General features: G+C 72.1%; 14 protein-coding genes and 1 pseudogene. 7 read left to right on the top strand and 8 right to left on the bottom strand.

Going from position 1 to position 16,705, the window contains the following annotated elements:
• Positions 1-448 precede the first annotated feature (448 nt).
• The 3 genes from catB (at position 449) to BGO22_RS12240 (ending at position 3,496) form a co-directional block, all read left to right on the top strand.
• Positions 449-1,087, top strand: a complete 639-nt coding sequence (gene catB / locus BGO22_RS12250) for a type B chloramphenicol O-acetyltransferase (RefSeq protein WP_070398164.1) — start codon at positions 449-451, stop codon at positions 1,085-1,087.
• Positions 1,088-1,224: 137 nt separating this feature from the next.
• A complete protein-coding gene (aroC, locus tag BGO22_RS12245) occupies positions 1,225-2,325 on the top strand; it encodes a chorismate synthase (protein ID WP_070398163.1) in 1,101 nt (366 codons plus the stop codon).
• Positions 2,318-3,496, top strand: coding sequence for an MFS transporter (locus BGO22_RS12240; protein WP_070398162.1), 1,179 nt, complete (start codon positions 2,318-2,320; stop codon positions 3,494-3,496). The genes aroC and BGO22_RS12240 overlap by 8 nt, the downstream gene beginning before the upstream one ends.
• Here BGO22_RS12240 and BGO22_RS12235 read toward each other — a convergent pair.
• From BGO22_RS12235 to aroE, 3 genes are read right to left on the bottom strand one after another with little or no spacing between them, the layout of a single operon-like run.
• Positions 3,453-4,343: a DMT family transporter gene (locus tag BGO22_RS12235; protein WP_070398161.1), complete on the bottom strand. Its 891-nt coding sequence runs from the start codon at positions 4,341-4,343 to the stop codon at positions 3,453-3,455. The two genes, BGO22_RS12240 and BGO22_RS12235, sit on opposite strands and share 44 nt — an antisense overlap.
• Positions 4,340-4,798 (bottom strand): type II 3-dehydroquinate dehydratase, encoded by a 459-nt coding sequence (gene aroQ / locus BGO22_RS12230; RefSeq protein WP_070398160.1) that lies wholly within the window; start codon positions 4,796-4,798, stop codon positions 4,340-4,342. The genes BGO22_RS12235 and aroQ overlap by 4 nt, the downstream gene beginning before the upstream one ends.
• 30 nt (positions 4,799-4,828) lie before the next feature.
• Positions 4,829-5,653, bottom strand: coding sequence for a shikimate dehydrogenase (gene aroE, locus BGO22_RS12225; RefSeq protein WP_070398159.1), 825 nt, complete (start codon positions 5,651-5,653; stop codon positions 4,829-4,831).
• A 92-nt stretch (positions 5,654-5,745) separates the two neighbouring features.
• Here aroE and BGO22_RS12220 point away from each other — a divergent pair, with 92 nt between their 5' ends.
• Positions 5,746-6,411 (top strand): DsbA family oxidoreductase, encoded by a 666-nt coding sequence (locus BGO22_RS12220; protein ID WP_070398158.1) that lies wholly within the window; start codon positions 5,746-5,748, stop codon positions 6,409-6,411.
• Positions 6,412-6,430: 19 nt separating this feature from the next.
• On the opposite strand, the gene BGO22_RS12215 is transcribed toward BGO22_RS12220, so the two are convergent.
• From BGO22_RS12215 to BGO22_RS12200, 4 genes are all read right to left on the bottom strand, one after another.
• Positions 6,431-7,540, bottom strand: a complete 1,110-nt coding sequence (locus BGO22_RS12215; RefSeq protein WP_070398157.1) for a mechanosensitive ion channel family protein — start codon at positions 7,538-7,540, stop codon at positions 6,431-6,433.
• A 94-nt stretch (positions 7,541-7,634) separates the two neighbouring features.
• On the bottom strand, positions 7,635-7,877 hold the full coding sequence (locus BGO22_RS12210) for a glutaredoxin family protein (protein ID WP_070398156.1): 243 nt from the start codon (positions 7,875-7,877) through the stop codon (positions 7,635-7,637).
• Between the two features lie 25 nt (positions 7,878-7,902).
• Complete coding sequence (locus tag BGO22_RS12205) at positions 7,903-9,840, bottom strand: radical SAM protein (protein ID WP_070398155.1); 1,938 nt, start codon at positions 9,838-9,840, stop codon at positions 7,903-7,905.
• Positions 9,841-9,898: 58 nt separating this feature from the next.
• A complete protein-coding gene (locus tag BGO22_RS12200) occupies positions 9,899-10,870 on the bottom strand; it encodes a helix-turn-helix transcriptional regulator (protein ID WP_204744675.1) in 972 nt (323 codons plus the stop codon).
• 118 nt (positions 10,871-10,988) lie between these two features.
• Here BGO22_RS12200 and BGO22_RS12195 point away from each other — a divergent pair, with 118 nt between their 5' ends.
• Genes BGO22_RS12195 through BGO22_RS12185 form a run of 3 tightly spaced genes read left to right on the top strand, consistent with a single transcriptional unit; the run spans position 10,989 to position 16,121 of the window.
• Entirely contained in the window at positions 10,989-13,883 is a 2,895-nt protein-coding gene (locus tag BGO22_RS12195) for a DUF2135 domain-containing protein (RefSeq protein ID WP_254668118.1), read from the top strand.
• Positions 13,880-14,377, top strand: a complete 498-nt coding sequence (locus BGO22_RS12190) for a hypothetical protein (protein WP_139146961.1) — start codon at positions 13,880-13,882, stop codon at positions 14,375-14,377. Before BGO22_RS12195 ends, BGO22_RS12190 begins: the two co-directional genes overlap by 4 nt.
• Positions 14,378-14,396: 19 nt before the next feature.
• The gene (locus BGO22_RS12185) at positions 14,397-16,121 is read left to right on the top strand and encodes a hypothetical protein (protein WP_175442800.1); all 1,725 of its coding nucleotides are present in this window, start codon (positions 14,397-14,399) and stop codon (positions 16,119-16,121) included.
• Between the two features lie 51 nt (positions 16,122-16,172).
• Here BGO22_RS12185 and BGO22_RS12180 read toward each other — a convergent pair.
• Positions 16,173-16,705: pseudogene (locus BGO22_RS12180) on the bottom strand (glycine dehydrogenase (aminomethyl-transferring)); the annotation flags it as partial.

Raw genomic sequence — 16,705 nt, 5'->3', positions numbered from 1 at the left:
TCCGCGACTGGCCCGAGGAAGAGACGCCCGCGGACCCGCCGCCGCAGCTGCGCGTCGCGCGCTGATCGCCCACCGCACCCGTTCCGAGACACGACGGAGCCGGCCTCGCCCGGCCGGTGGTGTGGTCGTGCGTCATCGCCTGCGAAGTGGCGCGGGACCCGGTGTGCGTGGCGCAGCGCGCAGCCCGGGTGGGCGGGCTGAGGGCTGGGGCTGCGACGCTGGGGGCTTCGACGCGCAGCCCTTCGCTGCGCGAAGGGTCCCCTGCGGTGCTCGGCTGCGCGCAGGCGCCCCCATCGTCGCAGCCCCAGCCCTCAGCCATAGGCCGATGAGCGAGCGGAGAAGCCCCGACGCGGTCGGTGCGTCGCTGCCCCAGGGACGGACCGCTTTGCGTCGAAATGGATGGCGGCACACGACCGGGAGCGGTCGTGCATGAGCCGACAATCGGCTCATGCACGACAACTTCTTTGACAGTCCCTTCAAGGGCAAGCTCCTCTCGGAGCAGGTGGCCAACCCGAACATCGAAGTCGGCCGCTACAGCTATTACTCAGGCTACTACCACGGCAGATCGTTCGACGACTGCGCCCGCTATCTCTCGCCCGAGCCCGGTGGCGCGGCCGATCGCCTGCGCATCGGCAGCTTCTGCTCGATCGGCACCGGCGTGTCGTTCGTGATGGCGGGCAACCAGGGACACCGGTACGACTGGGTCTCCTCGTTTCCTTTCTTCTACATGAAGGAAGAGCCGGCCTTCGCCCGGGCGCTGGACGCGTGGCAGCCCGCGGGGGACACCGTGGTAGGCAACGATGTTTGGATGGGCGCCGAGGCGATCGTGATGGCTGGCGTGACCATCGGCGACGGTGCGGTGATCGCCAGCCGCGCCGTGGTGACGCGGGACGTCGAGCCTTACGCCATCGTCGGCGGCAACCCCGCGCGCACGATCCGCAAGCGCTTCAGCGACGAACGCATCGCATTGCTGCTGGAGATGCGCTGGTGGGACTGGCCCATCGAGCGCATCCGCGACGCGATGCCGATGCTGTGCTCCGGCGATATCGAGGCGCTGCATGGATGGTGGCTGGCCGGCGCCGACTGACAGGTACGCGGGCGCGTCGTTTCCCTTACCCTGCGTGGGCTGGGCGATGCCCAGGACATGCTGCCGTGCCGCGGGGAACATCCCGGCCAGCGCCCCGGAAAAGGCCCGGCGAAGGCCTCGCCGATAATCGGCGGCCTATGAGCGGCAACACCCTTGGCACCCTGTTCCGGGTCACGAACTTCGGCGAATCCCACGGCCCGGCCATCGGCTGCGTCATCGACGGCTGCCCGCCCGGCATGGACCTGTCCGAGACCGACATCCAGGGCGACCTGGACCGCCGCCGCCCCGGCACCAGCAAGTTCGTCACCCAGCGCAACGAGCCCGACGCGGTGGAAATCCTCAGCGGCGTGTACGAGGGCAAGACCACCGGCACCCCCATCTGCCTGCTCATCCGCAACACCGACCAGCGCAGCAAGGACTACAGCGAGATCGCCCGCACCTTCCGCCCGGGCCACGCCGACTACACCTACTGGCAGAAATTCGGCGTCCGCGACCCGCGCGGCGGCGGCCGTTCTTCGGCCCGCCTCACCGCCCCCACCGTGGCCGCCGGCGCCGTGGCCAAGAAGTGGCTGGCGCAGAAATTCGGCACCCGCTTCCGCGGCTGCATGGTGCAGGTGGGCGAGTTCGTGATTCCCTTCGAGGGCTGGGAGCACGTGCCCCACAACCCCTTCTTCGCGCCCATGGCCGACGTCTCGGCCATCGAGGACTACATGAACGCCCTGCGCAAGCGCGGCGACTCCTGCGGCGCGCGCCTGCGGGTCACGGCCACCGGCATGCCCGTGGGCCTGGGCGAGCCGCTGTACGACCGGCTCGACGCCGACATCGCGCACGCCCTGATGGGCCTGAACGCGGTCAAGGGCGTGGAGATCGGCGCCGGCTTCGCCAGCGTGGCCGACTTCGGCAGCACGCACGGCGACAGCCTCACGCCCGAGGGCTTCGCGGCCAACAAGGCCGGCGGCGTGCTCGGCGGCATCAGCACCGGGCAGGACCTGGAGGTGCAGATCGCCATCAAGCCCACCAGCTCCATCCTGGTGCCGCGCGAGAGCATCGACATCGAGGGCAAGAGCACCGAGCTCATCACCAAGGGCCGCCACGACCCCTGCGTGGGCATCCGCGCCACCCCCATCGCCGAGGCCCTGCTGGCCCTGGTCGTCATGGACCACGCGCTGCTGCACCGCGCGCAGTGCGGCGACGTGCGCACGGACACACCGGACATCGCCGCGCGCGCCCGTGGCTGAGCGCGGCCGGCTCTTTGCCTTCTGCGCGCTGTCGGGCAGTTACTTCGCGCACATCGGTTTCTTCAATCCTTACCTGCCGCTCTGGCTCAAGGACCTGGGCTTCGGCCTGCTGGCCATCAGCGTGCTCACCTCGGTGCAGGCGGCCACGCGCCTGTTCGCGCCCTATGGCTGGGGCTGGCTGAGCGACCACACCGGCGAGCGCGTGCGCCTGCTGCGGGTGGGCGCCGGCGTGGCGCTGCTGTGCTCGCTGGGCCTGTGGTTCGAACTGAGCGGCCCGCTGCTGTTCGTGGTGCTGCTGCTGATGTTCACCCACACCAGCGGCATGATGCCCATGAGCGAGGCCGTGCTGGCCCAGCAGGTGAGCCGCGATGGCCGGCTGGACGTGCGCCGCTACGGCCGCGTGCGGGTCTGGGGCTCGCTGGGCTTCCTGGTCACGGTGCTGGCGGCCGGCGCCTGGTTCCAGGCCTTCGGCATGGGCAGCTTCGCGGCCTGGACCTCGCTCAGCCTGGCCGCCGTGGCGCTGAGCACCTGGCTGCTGCCCGACGCGCGCGAGCCCGCCGCGCACCAGGCCAGGGCCGAGCCGATCGGGCCCGTGCTGCGCCAGCCGCGCATGCGCTGGTTCTTCGCGGCCGTGTTCTTTCACGTGCTGGCGCACGTGTTCATCTACGTCTTCTTCTCGCTGCACCTGGACGCGCTGGGCTACCCCAAGTCGGCCATCGGCGCGTTCTGGGCCGCCTCGGTGCTGGTGGAGATCGGCTGGTTCCTCACCCAGGGGCGCTGGATGCCCGCCCTGTCTTTGCCGGGCTGGCTGGCGCTGGGCGGCGCGCTCACCGCGCTGCGCATGGCGGTCACGGCCGGGCTGCCGTCGGTGTGGCCGCTGCTGGCGCTGGCGCAGCTGGCGCACGCCATCACCTTCGCGGCGCACCACACGGTCTGCATCGCCTGGATCAGCGAGCACTTTCCGGGCCGCCTGCGCGGGCGCGGGCAGGCGCTGTACGCGGTGCTGGGCTACGGCCTGTCGGGCGTCACCGGCGGCCTGCTGGGCGGCCTGGTGTCCAGCCGCTTCGGCCTGGCCAGCGTGTTCTGGCTGGGCGCGCTCTGCGGGCTGGTGGCCGCCGCTTGCGCGCTCAGGGTGCGGGCGTTGACGCGAGCCAGCGGCGGAACGGGTTGAAGCCCGTCACCAGGCCCGTGGCCACCAGCACCAGCGCGCCGCCGATGAACAGGCCGCTGGAGAGCTCCTCGCCCAGGAACAGGTGTCCCCAGGTGACGCCGAAGATCGGGATCATGAAGGCCGGGCTGATGGCCGCCACCGGCGAAACGTGGCGCAGGATGCGCAGGTGGACCCAGTAGGCGGTGCCCGAGGTGACGATGCCCAGCACGCCCACCGCCATGAGCGCGGCCGGCGTGAACGTGGCCTGCGGCCAGGCCCAGGCCGCGCCGGGCAGCAGGAACACCAGGGCGCCGGCGTGCAGGCCGGCCGCGATGGCCAGCGGCTCCATGCGCGTGGTGGCGCGCTTCATCAGCGGCGTGGAGGCCCCGTAGCCGGCCGAGGCGGCGATGCAGGCCAGCACGGCCAGGATGGTCGGGCCATCGAGCCGCACCGGGCCCAGTTGCACGATGAGCCCCACGCCCACGAAACCCAGGGCGCAGCCGATGAGCTTGTGGCGCGTCAGCGTGTCTTCCTTCAGCCAGGCGGCGGCCAGGGTGCCGAACAGCACGGCCGTGGTGTTGAGCAGGGCGCTGTAGCCGGCCGGCAGGTACAGCGCGGCCCAGGCGTAGAGCAGGAAGGGCAGAACCACGGTGAGCGTGCCCAGCCCCAGCAGCTCGCGCCAGTGCTTCCAGGGCCAGCGCTGGCCCAGCGCGCGCATGACGATGGTGAGCACCACCAGCGCCAGCGCCACGCGGATGCCGGCCAGCGGCAGCGGCGTGAGCGCCGGCGTGGCGATGCGCAGGAACAGGAAGGAGGCCCCCCAGAGCGCCGACAGCCCAACGAGCTGGGCGAAGTGGCGGGTTTTCACCGGGCGGCGGCCTTGCGGACCAGCCCTTCGATCGCGAGTTCGTAGCCCGCGACGCCGAAACCGACCACGATGCCCGCCGCCACCGGCGACACGTAGGAGTGGTGGCGGAAGGCCTCGCGCGCGTGCACGTTGGAGATGTGCACCTCCATCACCGGCAGCGGCGCGACGCCGGCGATGGCGTCGTGCAGCGCGATGGAGGTGTGGGTGTAGGCGCCGGGGTTCATCACCACGCCCAGCAGCTCGCCGGCCTTGAAGCGCCGGCCGGCGGCGTGGATGGCGTCGATCAGCGCGCCCTCGTGGTTGCTCTGCAGCGCCTCCAGCGTGTGGCCCAGGCGCTCGGCGGTGGCGCGGCAGCTGGCCTCCACGTCGGCCAGGGTGGCCGCGCCGTAGGTGGCGGGCTCGCGCGTGCCGAGCAGGTTCAGGTTGGGGCCGTTGAGCAGCAGGATGGCGGGCATGGACGGGCTTTCCTTGTGATCCGACCGACTTTAAACCAGCGGCACCGACAGCCGTGCGATCACCTCGCGCGTGCCCGGGCGCACGCCGCGCCACCAGGCGAAGGCCTCGGCCGCCTGTTCCACCAGCATGCCCACGCCGTCGGCCAGCGCGTGCACCCCGGCCTCGCGCGCCTGCCGCAGGAACGGGGTCAGGCCCTTGCCGTAGACCATGTCGTAGGCGAGGGCGCCGGGCGCGAACAGGCCGCCGGGCAGGGGCAGGGCCTCGCCGGACAGGCCGGCCGAGGTGGCGTTGATCACCACGTCGAAGCGCTCGCCCGCGAGGTCCGCGTAGCCGCCGCTCTGCAGCGTGGCGTGGGCGGCGAAATCGGCGCGCAGCGCGTGCGCCTTGTCGGCCGTGCGGTTGGCCACGGCCAGCGCGGCCGGGCCCTGTTGCGCCAGGGGCAGCAGCGCGCCGCGCGTGGCGCCGCCCGCGCCCAGCAGCAGCACGCGCCGGCCCTTGAGCGCGTGGCCCAGGTTGCGCTGGATGTCATTGACCAGGCCGACGCCGTCGAAATTCTCGGCGCGGATGCGATCGCCCGGCTCGAAGCGCAGGGCGTTGGCCGCACCGGCCAGGCGCGCGGCCTCGCTCGGGTCGGTGGCCAGTTCGCAGGCCTGCAGCTTGAAGGGCAGGGTGACGTTGGCACCGCGCCCGCCCTGTTCGCGAAAGGCCCGCAGCGTGGCCGCGAAGCCGTCCAGCGGCGCCTCGATGGCGGTGTAGTCGATGTCCTGCCCGGTGGCCTGGGCGAAGGCGGCGTGGATCTGCGGGGACTTGCTGTGCGAGATCGGGTGGCCGATGACGGCGTAGCGGTCGGTCATGGGTGGGGCCTCGGGGCTAACACGCCCTGCGGACAGGGTCTTTGCGGGGAACCCGGCATTGTCTCGCAGCGCCGGGCGAGACAATTCGGCCCATGAACACCCCACGCCTCAAGATCGATTTCGTCTCCGACGTCTCCTGCCCCTGGTGCGCCATCGGCCTCGGCGGGCTGGAGCAGGCCCTGAGACGGCTCGATGGCCAGGTCGCGGCCGACATCAGCTTCCAGCCCTTCGAGCTGAACCCGGCGATGGGCGCCGAGGGCCAGGACATCGGCGAGCACCTGACGGAAAAGTACGGCAGCACGCCCGAGCAGCAGGCCCAGATCCGCGGGACCATCGCCGCGCGTGGCGCCGAGGTGGGCTTCAGCTTCAATCCCGCCGGCCGGGGCCGTATCTGGAACACCTTCGACGCCCACCGCCTGCTGCACTGGGCGGCCGAAGAGGGCGCGCCCGGGCGGCAGCACGCGCTCAAGAAGGCGCTGATGGCCGCCTGTCACACGCGCAGCGAGGCCATGGGCCACCACGATGTGCTGCTGGCCTGCGTGCGCGAGGCGGGGCTGGACGAAGCGCGCGCCCGGGCCATTCTGGCCAGCGACGAATTCGCGCAGGACGTGCGCGAGCGCGAGCAGTTCTACCTGTCGCACGGCATCCACGCGGTGCCGGCGGTGATCGTCAACGACCGCCACCTGATCTCGGGCGGTCAGCCGGCGGCGGTGTACGAGCAGGCGCTGCGGCAGATCGCGGCCGGGCAGGCGGAGTGATCGCGCGGCGGCGCGGGGCTCAGCGGGTCGGTTCGCGCGCCTCGCCGTCATGCGCCGGCGCTGCCGCAGGCGCCGAGGCCATGTCCAGTTCGGCGCGCAGGCGCGGCAAGTACTGCGGGTAGGCCCGCTGAAGAAAGTCCACCAGCTTTTCACGCACCTCGCAGCGCAGGTCCCAGGCCGCGCCGGCCGAGCCCGCCGTGACCAGGCAGCGCAATTGCAGGGCGCGTTCGCCGGCTTCCGTCACCTGCAAGAGGTTGAGTCGCTTGTCCCAGTGGGGCGAGGCCTCGCAGATGCGCTGCAACTCCTCGCGCAGAGGCGCCAGCGGCGTGCGGTAGTCCACCCACAGAAAGACGGTGCCGATGAGCTCGGATGTGGTGCGTGTCCAGTTCTGGAAGGGCTTCTCGATCCAGTACTGCAGCGGCACCACCAGGCGGCGCTGGTCCCAGATGCGCACCACCACGTAGGTTCCCGTGATCTCCTCGATCACGCCCCACTCGCCCTCGACGATCACCACGTCGTCGAGGCGGATCGGCTGGCTCAAGCCGATCTGCAGGCCCGCGATCAGGTTGCCCAGCACCGGCCGCGCGGCGAAGCCCGCCACCAGACCCGCCAGGCCGGCAGAGGCCAGCAGGCTGGTGCCGATCTGTCGCGCCTGTGGAAAGGTCATCAGCATGAGCGACAGGCCGATCAGCAGCACCAGGCCCTGCAGCGTGCGCGCGAGCACGCGCGTCTGTGTCTGGATGCGGCGCGCGTGCAGGTTGTCGGCGGTGCTGGTGGGGTTGGTGTCGATGACGCCCTGGGCCACGCCGCGCACCGCGTTGGACACCAGCCAGGTCACGGCGCCGATCAGCAGCAGTGCGCAGAGCTGCTGGGCACCGGCCAGGCCCGGCGCGTTGGCCGGCGTGCCTTGCAGCACGGCATTGACGGGCAGCAGCGGTAGGCCCCATTTCGCGGGTGAGCGGATGGCCCTGGCCACGCTGGCCGCGACGGGCGCATCGCGGGTGGCGCGGCGCACCAGGCGTTCGCCGATGCGAAAGGCCAGGCTGGCGAGCAGCACGCCGATCAGCATGCTGCCCAGCGAGGGCAGCCAGGTCAGCAGGGCGGGTGGCAGCCAGTTCAACGCGTCCATGCGGCCGCAGGTTAACCAGCGTGCCTATCCGCACGCAAGTCTGTGTGCTTTGAAAATCGCAGCAAGGAAGCCGCGCGCCAGATGGACGGCGCCCTCAGCGTCCCAGCTGCGCCAGCGCCGCCTGCAGGCCGGCCAGACCGCCCACGCGCTGGTCGTTGATGAAGATCTGCGGCATCTGGCGCACCGAGGGGCCGCATTTTTCGTAGAACGCGAGGCGCTCGGCCTCGTCGTCGATCTTGATCTCCTCGAAGTCCATGGCGCGGGACTTCAGCAGCATCTTGGCGGACTCGCACTGCGGGCAGGCGGACTTGGAATAGACGGTGATCTTCAGGCTCATGCGGGAAGTGTAGGGGGATGGCCGCTCAGGCCGCCTCGCGCTGCGCCAGCGCCCGCGCGATGCGTTGCTTCTTGACCGTGGGCCGTGGCACCGGGTGCGGCAGGTGCTCGAACCAGGCGCGCACGTCCTCGTCCAGCCCGCTGCCGTGCATGTAGTTGTAGAGCGCCTTGCGCAGGCCAATGCCCAGCGCGTCGTGGTCCACGCCGGTGGGGTCGATGAACCCGATGTCGTTCTTCGCGAAGCTCACCGGCGGCAGCGGCACCAGCTCGATGCCGTAGGCCTTCGGGTCCAGCCCCACGGGTGAGTGCACCGTGCAGGAGAAGCGGTGGAAGAAGCCGCTCTGGATGCAGCCATTGAGGAAGAGCTGGCGCACGTACTCCAGCGCGTCCACCGTGTCTTGCACGGTCTGCGTGGGAAAGCCGTACATCAGGTAGGCGTGCACCAGGATGCCGGCGTCGCTGAAGCCCTTGGTGACGCGCGCCACCTGGTCCACGGTCACGCCCTTTTTCATGAGCGCGAGCAGGCGGTCGCTGGCCACCTCCAGCCCGCCGCTCATGGCGATGCAGCCGCTGTCGGCCAGCAGCTGCGAGAGTTGGGGCGTGAAGGTTTTTTCGAAGCGGATGTTGCCCCACCAGCTGATGGCCAGGTCGCGGCGCAGCAGTTCCTCGGCCAGGGCTTTCAGGGCCTTGGGCGGCGCGGCTTCGTCGACGAAGTGAAAGCCGGTCTGGCCGGTTTCATCGACGATGCGTTCGATGCGGTCGACCAGGGTGCTGGCGGCGGCGGTCTCGTAGCGGCCGATGTAGTCCAGCCCCACGTCGCAGAAGCTGCACTTCTTCCAGTAGCAGCCGTGCGCCACCGTGAGCTTGTTCCAGCGCCCGTCGCTCCAGAGCCGGTGCATGGGGTTGAGCATGTCGAGCAGGCTCAGGTAATCGTGCAGCGGCAGGCCGTCCCAGGTGGGCGTGCCCACGTCCTCGAAGGGCACGTCGGGCTCGGCGAGGTTGAGGTACTTCACCGCGCCGCTGCCGGTGTCGCGCAGGAAGGTGCGCACCAAGCGCTGCGCGCTTCGCCGGCCCTGCAGGTGCTCGATGAGCGCGAGCAGCGGGCGCTCGCCCGCGTCCAGGGTGACGTAGTCGACGAAGTGAAACAGGCGCGCTTCCTTCAGCTCGCGCAGCTCGGTGTTGACGTAGCCGCCGCCGAGCGCGATCGGCAGCGCCGGCCAGCGCGACTTGATGGCCTGCGCGATGCGCAGCGCGCCATAGACCGCGCCGGGGAAGGGCACCGAGAGCAGCACCAGTTGCGGGTTCGCGCGCGCCACCGCGTTCAGGGCCAGCTCGCGCAGCAGTTCGTCCACCAGCGTGGGTGGCGCGGCCAGGGCCTGGGCCAGGGGCTCGAAGGTGGGCTGGCTGCTGGCCAGGGATTCCCCATAGCGCACGAAGGCGAAGCGCTCGTCCACCGCGTCGCGGACCACGTCGGCCAGGTCGTCGAGGAAGAGGGTGGCGATGTGGCGCGCGCGGTCGTTCGTGCCCAGGGCGCCGAAGGCCCAGCCCAGCGGGTCGCCGCTCTCTTCCTCGTTGAGGTGGCTGTACTGGTCCAGCGCCGCAAAGCGCGGGCCTTCGGGCAGCAGCTCGCGCGCGGCGATGCGGTGCGCCAGCGTGCTGTCGCGCCCCTGCAGGAAAGCGATGGTGGGCGCGATGGCGCGGCGGTGGCGCGCAAAGTCGTCGAGGAAGGCGTGCACGCTGGCGCTGCGCTGCCGCTCGGGCAGGGCCAGGGCGCGCTCGCGGATGGCGTCCAGCCCGGCGGGCGTGAACAGCCGCAGCACCAGGGCCAGGGCCAGGTCGGTCTGTTCGGCCTCGATGCCGCGCGAGCGCAGGAAGCCCGTGAGGTAGGCGGTGGAGGGGTAGGGCGTGTTGAGCTGCGTCATCGGCGGGATGACGCTGAGCACGCGGAAGGCGGAAGCGGTCATGGCAGGGCGGAGCCGGGCAGTGTACGGGGCCGCGGCCCGGGCGGCGCGGCGCCCCCGTTCAGTCGAGCGGGCGCAGCGCCTCGACCAGGCCGGCGATGTTGCCCACGCCCAGCTTGCCGTAGATGCCCTGGATCTGGTTGCGGATGGTGGCGGGCGCGCGCTCCAGCAGGCGCGCGATCTCCTTGTGGGTGTGGCCCTTGGCCACCAGGCGCGCGATCACCAGCTCGCGCGGCGACAGGTCGTCGGCCGCGCAGCGCGGGCGCGCGCCCAGGAACAGCAGGCCCTGTTCCACGCGGTGCCAGACCACGGCGCGCACGCCCAGGTAGCGGGCCTGGCCGCGCCGCAGGTGGTCCAGCAGGACGGGGGGCAGGGCGGTGCCGCCGTTCCAGGCGGTCCATTCGGCGCGCAGCGCGGACTCGAAGCCGGCGTCGGCGTGGTAGATCACGCCGTGCGGATCGGCGATGGCCGTGCCGTGCGCCGGCCGGCGCGAGGCCTCCAGCCGGTCGAGGTGGGCGATGCGGTTGAAGGCCAGGGCCTGCATCACGTGCGGCGACAGCGCGGCCAGCAGGCGCTGCTCGTCGCCGGCGCAGCGCGCGCGTTCGTCGGCCCGGAACAGGGTGAGCCAGTGCACGAAGCGCGTGCGTGGGTCGTGCTCGGAGCTGATGAAGAAGTTGGCCTGCTCGAAGCGGCGGCCGTGCTCGCGCAGCGGCGCCTGTTCGCGGTGGTGGAACCAGTCGCGGGCGTTGAAGGCCAGCGTGGTGCGCGGCTGCAGGCCGGCGGCCACGGCGGCGGTGTCCAGGTGCTTGATCTGCTCGTAGCTGGCCAGCATCTCGGGCGGCTGCTCGTGCAGGTGGATGGTGTGGATGTGAATGCCGTCGGGCCGGCTGGTGGCCGTGCCCCACATCGAGGAGTCGAAGGGCAGCGCCTGGCGCAGATGCTGCAGCGCCGCATCCTGGAAGCGCTCCAGCGGCAGCTCGTGCGAGAGGCGGTACAGCGTCAGGACGAACTGGCTGAAGTCTTCGATGGACATGGGCGGGTGGACGGCGGCTCGGGCTGTGGTCTTCTTCGCGGGGGCGGTGCATTTGCACTATGCGGCCGACCCCGGGGGGCTTCCTAGAATGCCCGCGATGCCCGGGGATGATATGCCTGTGATCCGTTTTTCGCCGCCGCGCCTGGGGCGCTGGCTGGCCATCGGCGCGTCGGCGCTGCTCATCGCGGCCACGGCCATCGCCCAGGGGTTGCCTCCCGAGCCGCCCCTGCCGCCCATTCGCATCCTGGCGCCCGAGGCGCGGCAGCCGGTGCGGGTGCAGCGGGCCGTGGTGCGAACCGAGATCGTCGGCCTGGCGGCGGCCACGCGCGTGGAGCTGGAGCTGTTCAACCCGAACGCCGAGGCGCTGCAGGCCGAACTGCAGTTTCCCTTGCTGGACGGGCAGGTGGTGACGGGCTTTGCGCTCGACATCGGCGGCCAGCTGCGCGCGGCGGTGCCGGTGGAGAAGGTCAAGGGCCGCCAGGTGTTCGAGGACGTGGTGCGCGCCCGCGTGGACCCGGCGCTGCTGGAAGCCACCCAGGGCGGGCACCACAAGCTGCACGTGTATCCCCTGCCGGCCCGCGGCCAGCGCCGCGTGGTGCTGGAGATCCGCGAGTCCGTGCCCGCCAGCGCCCGGCCGGTCTGGCGCCTGCCGCTGCGCTTCGGCGGCGCGGTGGGTGCCCTGGACGTGGCGGTGCAGGTGGCCGGCGTGGCGCCGCGCGCGCTCTCGGCCACGCTGGGCGCCGAGCGCCTGGGCGCCACGGCGCACAACGGCGGCAGCCGCATCGCCTTCGGGCGGGTCACGCACCAGGGCCACGATGGATTGCGCCTTGCCCTGCCGGCCGCGCCGCGCGAACCCCTGGTGAGCACCGACACCTGGCAGGACCAGCGCTACTTCCTGGCCGAGCTGCCGGTGGCCGCATCGCGCTGGGCCCGCCCGGCACCGCGCCGCGTGGCCCTGCTGTGGGACGCCTCGGCCTCCGGCGCGCAGCGCGACCACGCGCGCGAATTCGCCGTGCTCGATGCCTGGTTCCGCCAACTGGGTGAGGTGCAGGTGCAGCTGGTGGTGGCGCGCAACGAGGCCGAGCCGGTGCAGACGCACACCGTGCGCGGCGGTGACTGGAGCGCCCTGCGCCAGCGCCTGCAGGCCCTGCCCTACGACGGCGCGACGCGCCTTCAGGCCCTGCAGCCGCCGGCCGACGCCGACATCGCCGTGCTGTTCTCCGACGGCATGGGCAACTGGGGCGCCGCCGGCCTGCCCAGCCCGGCCATGCCGCTGGTGGCCTTCTCGTCCTCGGCGGGCGCGGCGGCGCGCACCCTGCGCCACGCGGCCGAGGCCAGTGGCGGCGCCTACGCCGACCTGCAGGCCCTGGACACGGCGCAGGCCCTGCCACTGCTCACGCACGAGCGCCAGCGCGTAGTGGACGTGCAGGCCGAGGGCGCGCGCGACCTGGAGCTGGGCTCGGTTTACCCGCAGGGCGGGCGGATCGGCGTGGCCGGCGTGCTGACGCAGCCGCGGGCGCGCCTGCAGCTCACGCTCTCGGCGCCCGACGGCGCGCGCCAGGTCCGACGCCTTGAGTTGTCCGCCGACGGCGCGCCGCCGCCGGTGCGCGGCGCCACGCCGGTGGCCGTGGCCGCGCACCGCTGGGCCGGCTGGCGCATCGCCCGGCTGGAGGCCGACCTGGAGCGCCAGCGCCAGGCGATCCGCCGCCTGGGCCAGGCCTTCGGCATCGCCAGCACCGAGACCTCGCTGCTGGTGCTCGACACCGCCGAGGACTACGTGCTGTTCGACGTCGAGCCCCCGCCCGATCTGCGCGCCGAGTGGGACACGCTGATGCTGCACCGGCGCGAAGGCGCGGTGCGCCGCCAGCAGATCGCGCTGGCGAAGACGGTCGAGCGCTTCAACGAGAAGCTGGCCTGGTGGGAGAAGGCCTTCCCGAAGGACGCGCCGCCGCCGCCCCGGGTCGCGCCGGGCAGCGGCTCAGACAACCGGCGCGCGGCGCCCGCGGCCATGGCCCGTCCGCCGGCCCCCGCGCCCGCGCCCGCACCCGGTGGCGCGGCCCCGCAACCGGCGCTGCCGGGCGACACCACCATCGCGCTGCGCCCCTGGCAGCCCGACGAGCCCTACGCGCGCCGCCTGCGCGCCGCCAGGGACGAGGACCTCTATGCCATCTACCTCGACGAGCGCCCCGGCTACGCGAAAAGCTCGGCCTTCTTCCTGGACGTGGCCGACCTGCTGGTGGCGCGCGGGCAGAACGCCCTGGCGCTGCGCGTGCTGTCCAACCTGGCCGAAATGGACCTGGAGAACCGCCACCTGCTGCGCATCCTGGCCTATCGCCTGCAGCAGGCCGGCGCCGTGGCCGACGCGCTGCCCGTGCTGGAGCGGGTGCGGCGCCTGGCGCCCGACGAACCCCAGTCCTGGCGCGACCTGGGCCTGGCGCTGGCCCAGTCCGGCGAGGCGCAGCGCGCGGTCGACACCTTGGTGGAGGTCGTCTCGCGGGCCTGGAACGACCGCTTCCCCGACATCGAACTGATCGCGCTGGCCGAGCTCAACGCCATCGCCGCGCGCGCCGAGGCCACCGGCCGGCCGGTGGACCTGTGGCGCCTGGACCCGCGCCTGCGGCGCAACCTGCCGCTGGACCTGCGCGCCGTGCTGTCCTGGGACGCCGACAACACCGACATCGACCTCTGGGTGATCGACCCCAACGGCGAGCGCGCCTACTACGCCAACCGCCTCACCTACCAGGGCGGGCGCATGTCGCGCGACTTCGTCGGCGGCTACGGCCCCGAGGAGTTCTCGCTGCGCCAGGCCAAGCCCGGCACCTACACGGTGAAGGCGCAGTTCTATGGCCACCGCCAGCAGATCGTGGCGCCGGCCACCACGCTCATGCTGCGCCTGTCCACCGACTTCGGCCGAGCCACGCAGAAGGACCAGGACGTGGTGCTGCGCCTCAGCGGCCGGGGCGACGAGGTCACCGTGGGCACCTTCACCGTGGGCGAAGGCGCCAGGCCATGAGGCGCGCCGCAGTGGCCGCGCTGGCGGCGCTCGCGGCCGGGGTGGCGCTGGCGGGCGATGGCGCGCCGCGCTGGCAACTGCTGTTCTTCCATCCGTTTCGGCCGGGCGTGCTGCAGCAGTGCCAGGACGCCCACCGGCGCGAGGACTTCGGCCGCATGGCCGGTGTCGACGCCGCCGATCCTTTCAAGGCCTGGGTGGTGCAAGGGCCGTTGGAGCTGCGCTGGCGGGGCGGCCTGCTGTCGCTGGACGGCCCCGGCGCGCCGCGCGCGCACCCGCCCACCGACCTGTGCTTCACGCTCCGCGTCGACGGCCAGCCGCTGGTCTCGGGCGCGGTGGTGCCGGGCCAGTCGGCGCGGCTGCTGCGCTTTCCCACGCTGGTGCGGCAGTCCGGCGGCCCCGACGCCGCCGTCGAGCGCTACGAGCTGCTGCCGCATTTCCCCGCTTCCCTGAACGACCCCGTGCCGGCGGCCTGGGCCCTTCTGGGCCCGCGCTGATCTCCACGCCACACCCACGATGACCCATTCCCCTTTTCTTCGGCGCCTCCTGTTGGGTGCCGCCCTCGTCGGCGCCGCGCACGCGGCCCAGGCCCAGAACAGCGGCCAGAAAGAGGTGCTGACCGACCCGCAGGCGCGCCTGGACTTCGTGCGCGGGCTGCCCTACAGCGGCGAGCGGCCCACGCTCGCCGGCTTCAGCCCGGCCCAGCCCATCAAGGGCTTCGCGGCCCCGGCGGGCCAGCACGAACAGACCCAGGCCTACCGCAGCGCCAGCGGCTGTGTGGCCTTCTTCTTCCCGCCCGGTCCCGAGGTGGCCGACGTCGCGTTCAAGTGGAGCGGACCGGCCTGCAAGGGCCAGCCGGTCGAGGGCCGCGGCGAGCTGCAGATCCGCCGGCGCATGGGTGAGACCACGGCGGTGGCCGTGCTGCACGGCGAATTCAAGGGCGGCATGCTCACCGGCGAGGCCCAGAAGGCCTACTTCTATTTCGACGCCAAAGGCCAGGCCCTGCCGGGCGTGCACCTGATGGTGGGCAGCTTCGCCAACAGCGTGTTGCATGGCCCGGGCAGCGCACGCTGGAGCGGCGCGCCCGATGCGCGCCCCGCCGCCTGGTTCCGCGAAGGCCACTTCAAGGACGGCTCGCTGCAGGGCGAGGGCGTGCTCGCCCGCCTGCGGCCCTACCCGGGCGTCGAGGCCGAAATCCAGCGCCTGCGTTTCGACGAGGCCGGCGACATCTACATCGAGCAGGCCCGCGTGAACGGCGGCAAGCTGATCGAAGGCACGCTCTATTTCGAGGGCGACGCCCGGCCCTGGACTGTCGAGCTGGCGGTCTGGCGCAACGCGTCGGTGGAGGCCGCGCGCCTGCTGCGCACCGACCCGGCGAACCGGACGGTGCTGCTGGCCGCCTGCGAGAAGTGGCGTTTCGACGGCCCGCGCTTGTCGTGCGAACGCGGCTCGGTCAGCCACGGCACCATCGTCAGCTCCATCGGCACCTCGAACGGGGCCTTCGCCCTGCGCCTGCCCGTGCGCGGCGGCGAGGTGCCGTTTCGCCCCGGCGCCGATGCCCCGGTCAGCGTCGGCGTGGGGGACGGCGAGTTTCCCGTGCGCTGCGACGCCGAGCTGAGCCAGTGCAGCGGCCGGGGCGTGCTGCCGGTCGCGCTCAGCAGCCTGTACTGGCATGGCGACATCGAATGGCGCGACGGCGCGGTGCGCCCCGTTCAGGCCTCGCTGTACGCGCTGCGCGACAAGGACGCGCAGCCCAAGCCCGACAGCGACCGCCGCGTGGCGCGCTGCGACCGCTTCGATGACCCCTTGCGCTGCCGCGAGGGCAAGGTGTTCTGGGAGGACGGCGGGAGCTTCGACGGTGCCTGGTTCTACGAGGGCGCCCGGTTCGAGGCCGAGGACAAGGTTCCGCCGCGCTACGTGGCGCACGCCACGCAGAACATCGTGCCGCGCGGCTGGGGCACGCTCACCTACGCCACGGGCAACTGGGCCGAGGTGCGCATGGACGCCGACGGCGACATCGTCGACGTGGGCAAGTGCGACAAGCCCCGCGAGTCCGCCAGCTTCACCTGCCGCGTGGACGGTGGCACGGTGTTCTTCCGCGCCGAAGGCCGCGAGCACCGGGTGCGTGAGAGCGAAGCGCCCCCGCGATCGGTCTACACACCACCGGCCGGCGGCGGTGGCCGTTTCGAGCGCATACCGGTGCCGCAGCGCCCGGTCTATGTGCTGCCGGGCATGCGCTGATGGCCCGGTCCCTGCCGGGTCGCCTGACCCGGGCGCTGGCGGCCGCCCACCTCAGTCCGCCAGGTCCCCGATCGGCACGCAGCTGCAGAACAGGTTGCGGTCGCCGTAGACGTTGTCCACACGGCCCACGGGCGGCCAGTACTTGGCGTGTGCGCGCGTGTCCAGCACGGCGGCGCCGGTCTCGCGCGGGTAGGCGCGCGTCCACTCACCCTTGAGCAGGCTGGCCGCGGTGTGCGGCGCGTGCTTCAGGGGGTTGTCGTCCTGCGGCCATTCGCCTTTTTCGATGCGGCGGATTTCCTCGCGGATGGCGATCATGGCCTCGATGAAGCGGTCGATCTCCTCCAGCGTCTCGCTCTCGGTGGGCTCCACCATGAGCGTGTTGGCCACCGGAAAGGACAGCGTGGGCGCGTGGAAGCCGTAGTCGATCAGGCGCTTGGCCACGTCCTCGGCCATCACACCGCTGGTGTCTTTCAGGTCGCGCAGGTCGAGGATGCACTCGTGCGCCACATGCCCGTTGGCGCTCGCGTACAGCGTGGGGAAGTGGTCCTTGAGGCGCGCGCTGATGTAGTTGGCCGAGAGGATGG

The organism is Hydrogenophaga sp. 70-12, assembly GCF_001897365.1.
Lineage (GTDB): Bacteria > Pseudomonadota > Gammaproteobacteria > Burkholderiales > Burkholderiaceae_C > Hydrogenophaga > Hydrogenophaga borbori.
Note: the sequence above shows the minus strand (reverse complement) of the source record. Positions and strands in the feature narration are given on the sequence as shown.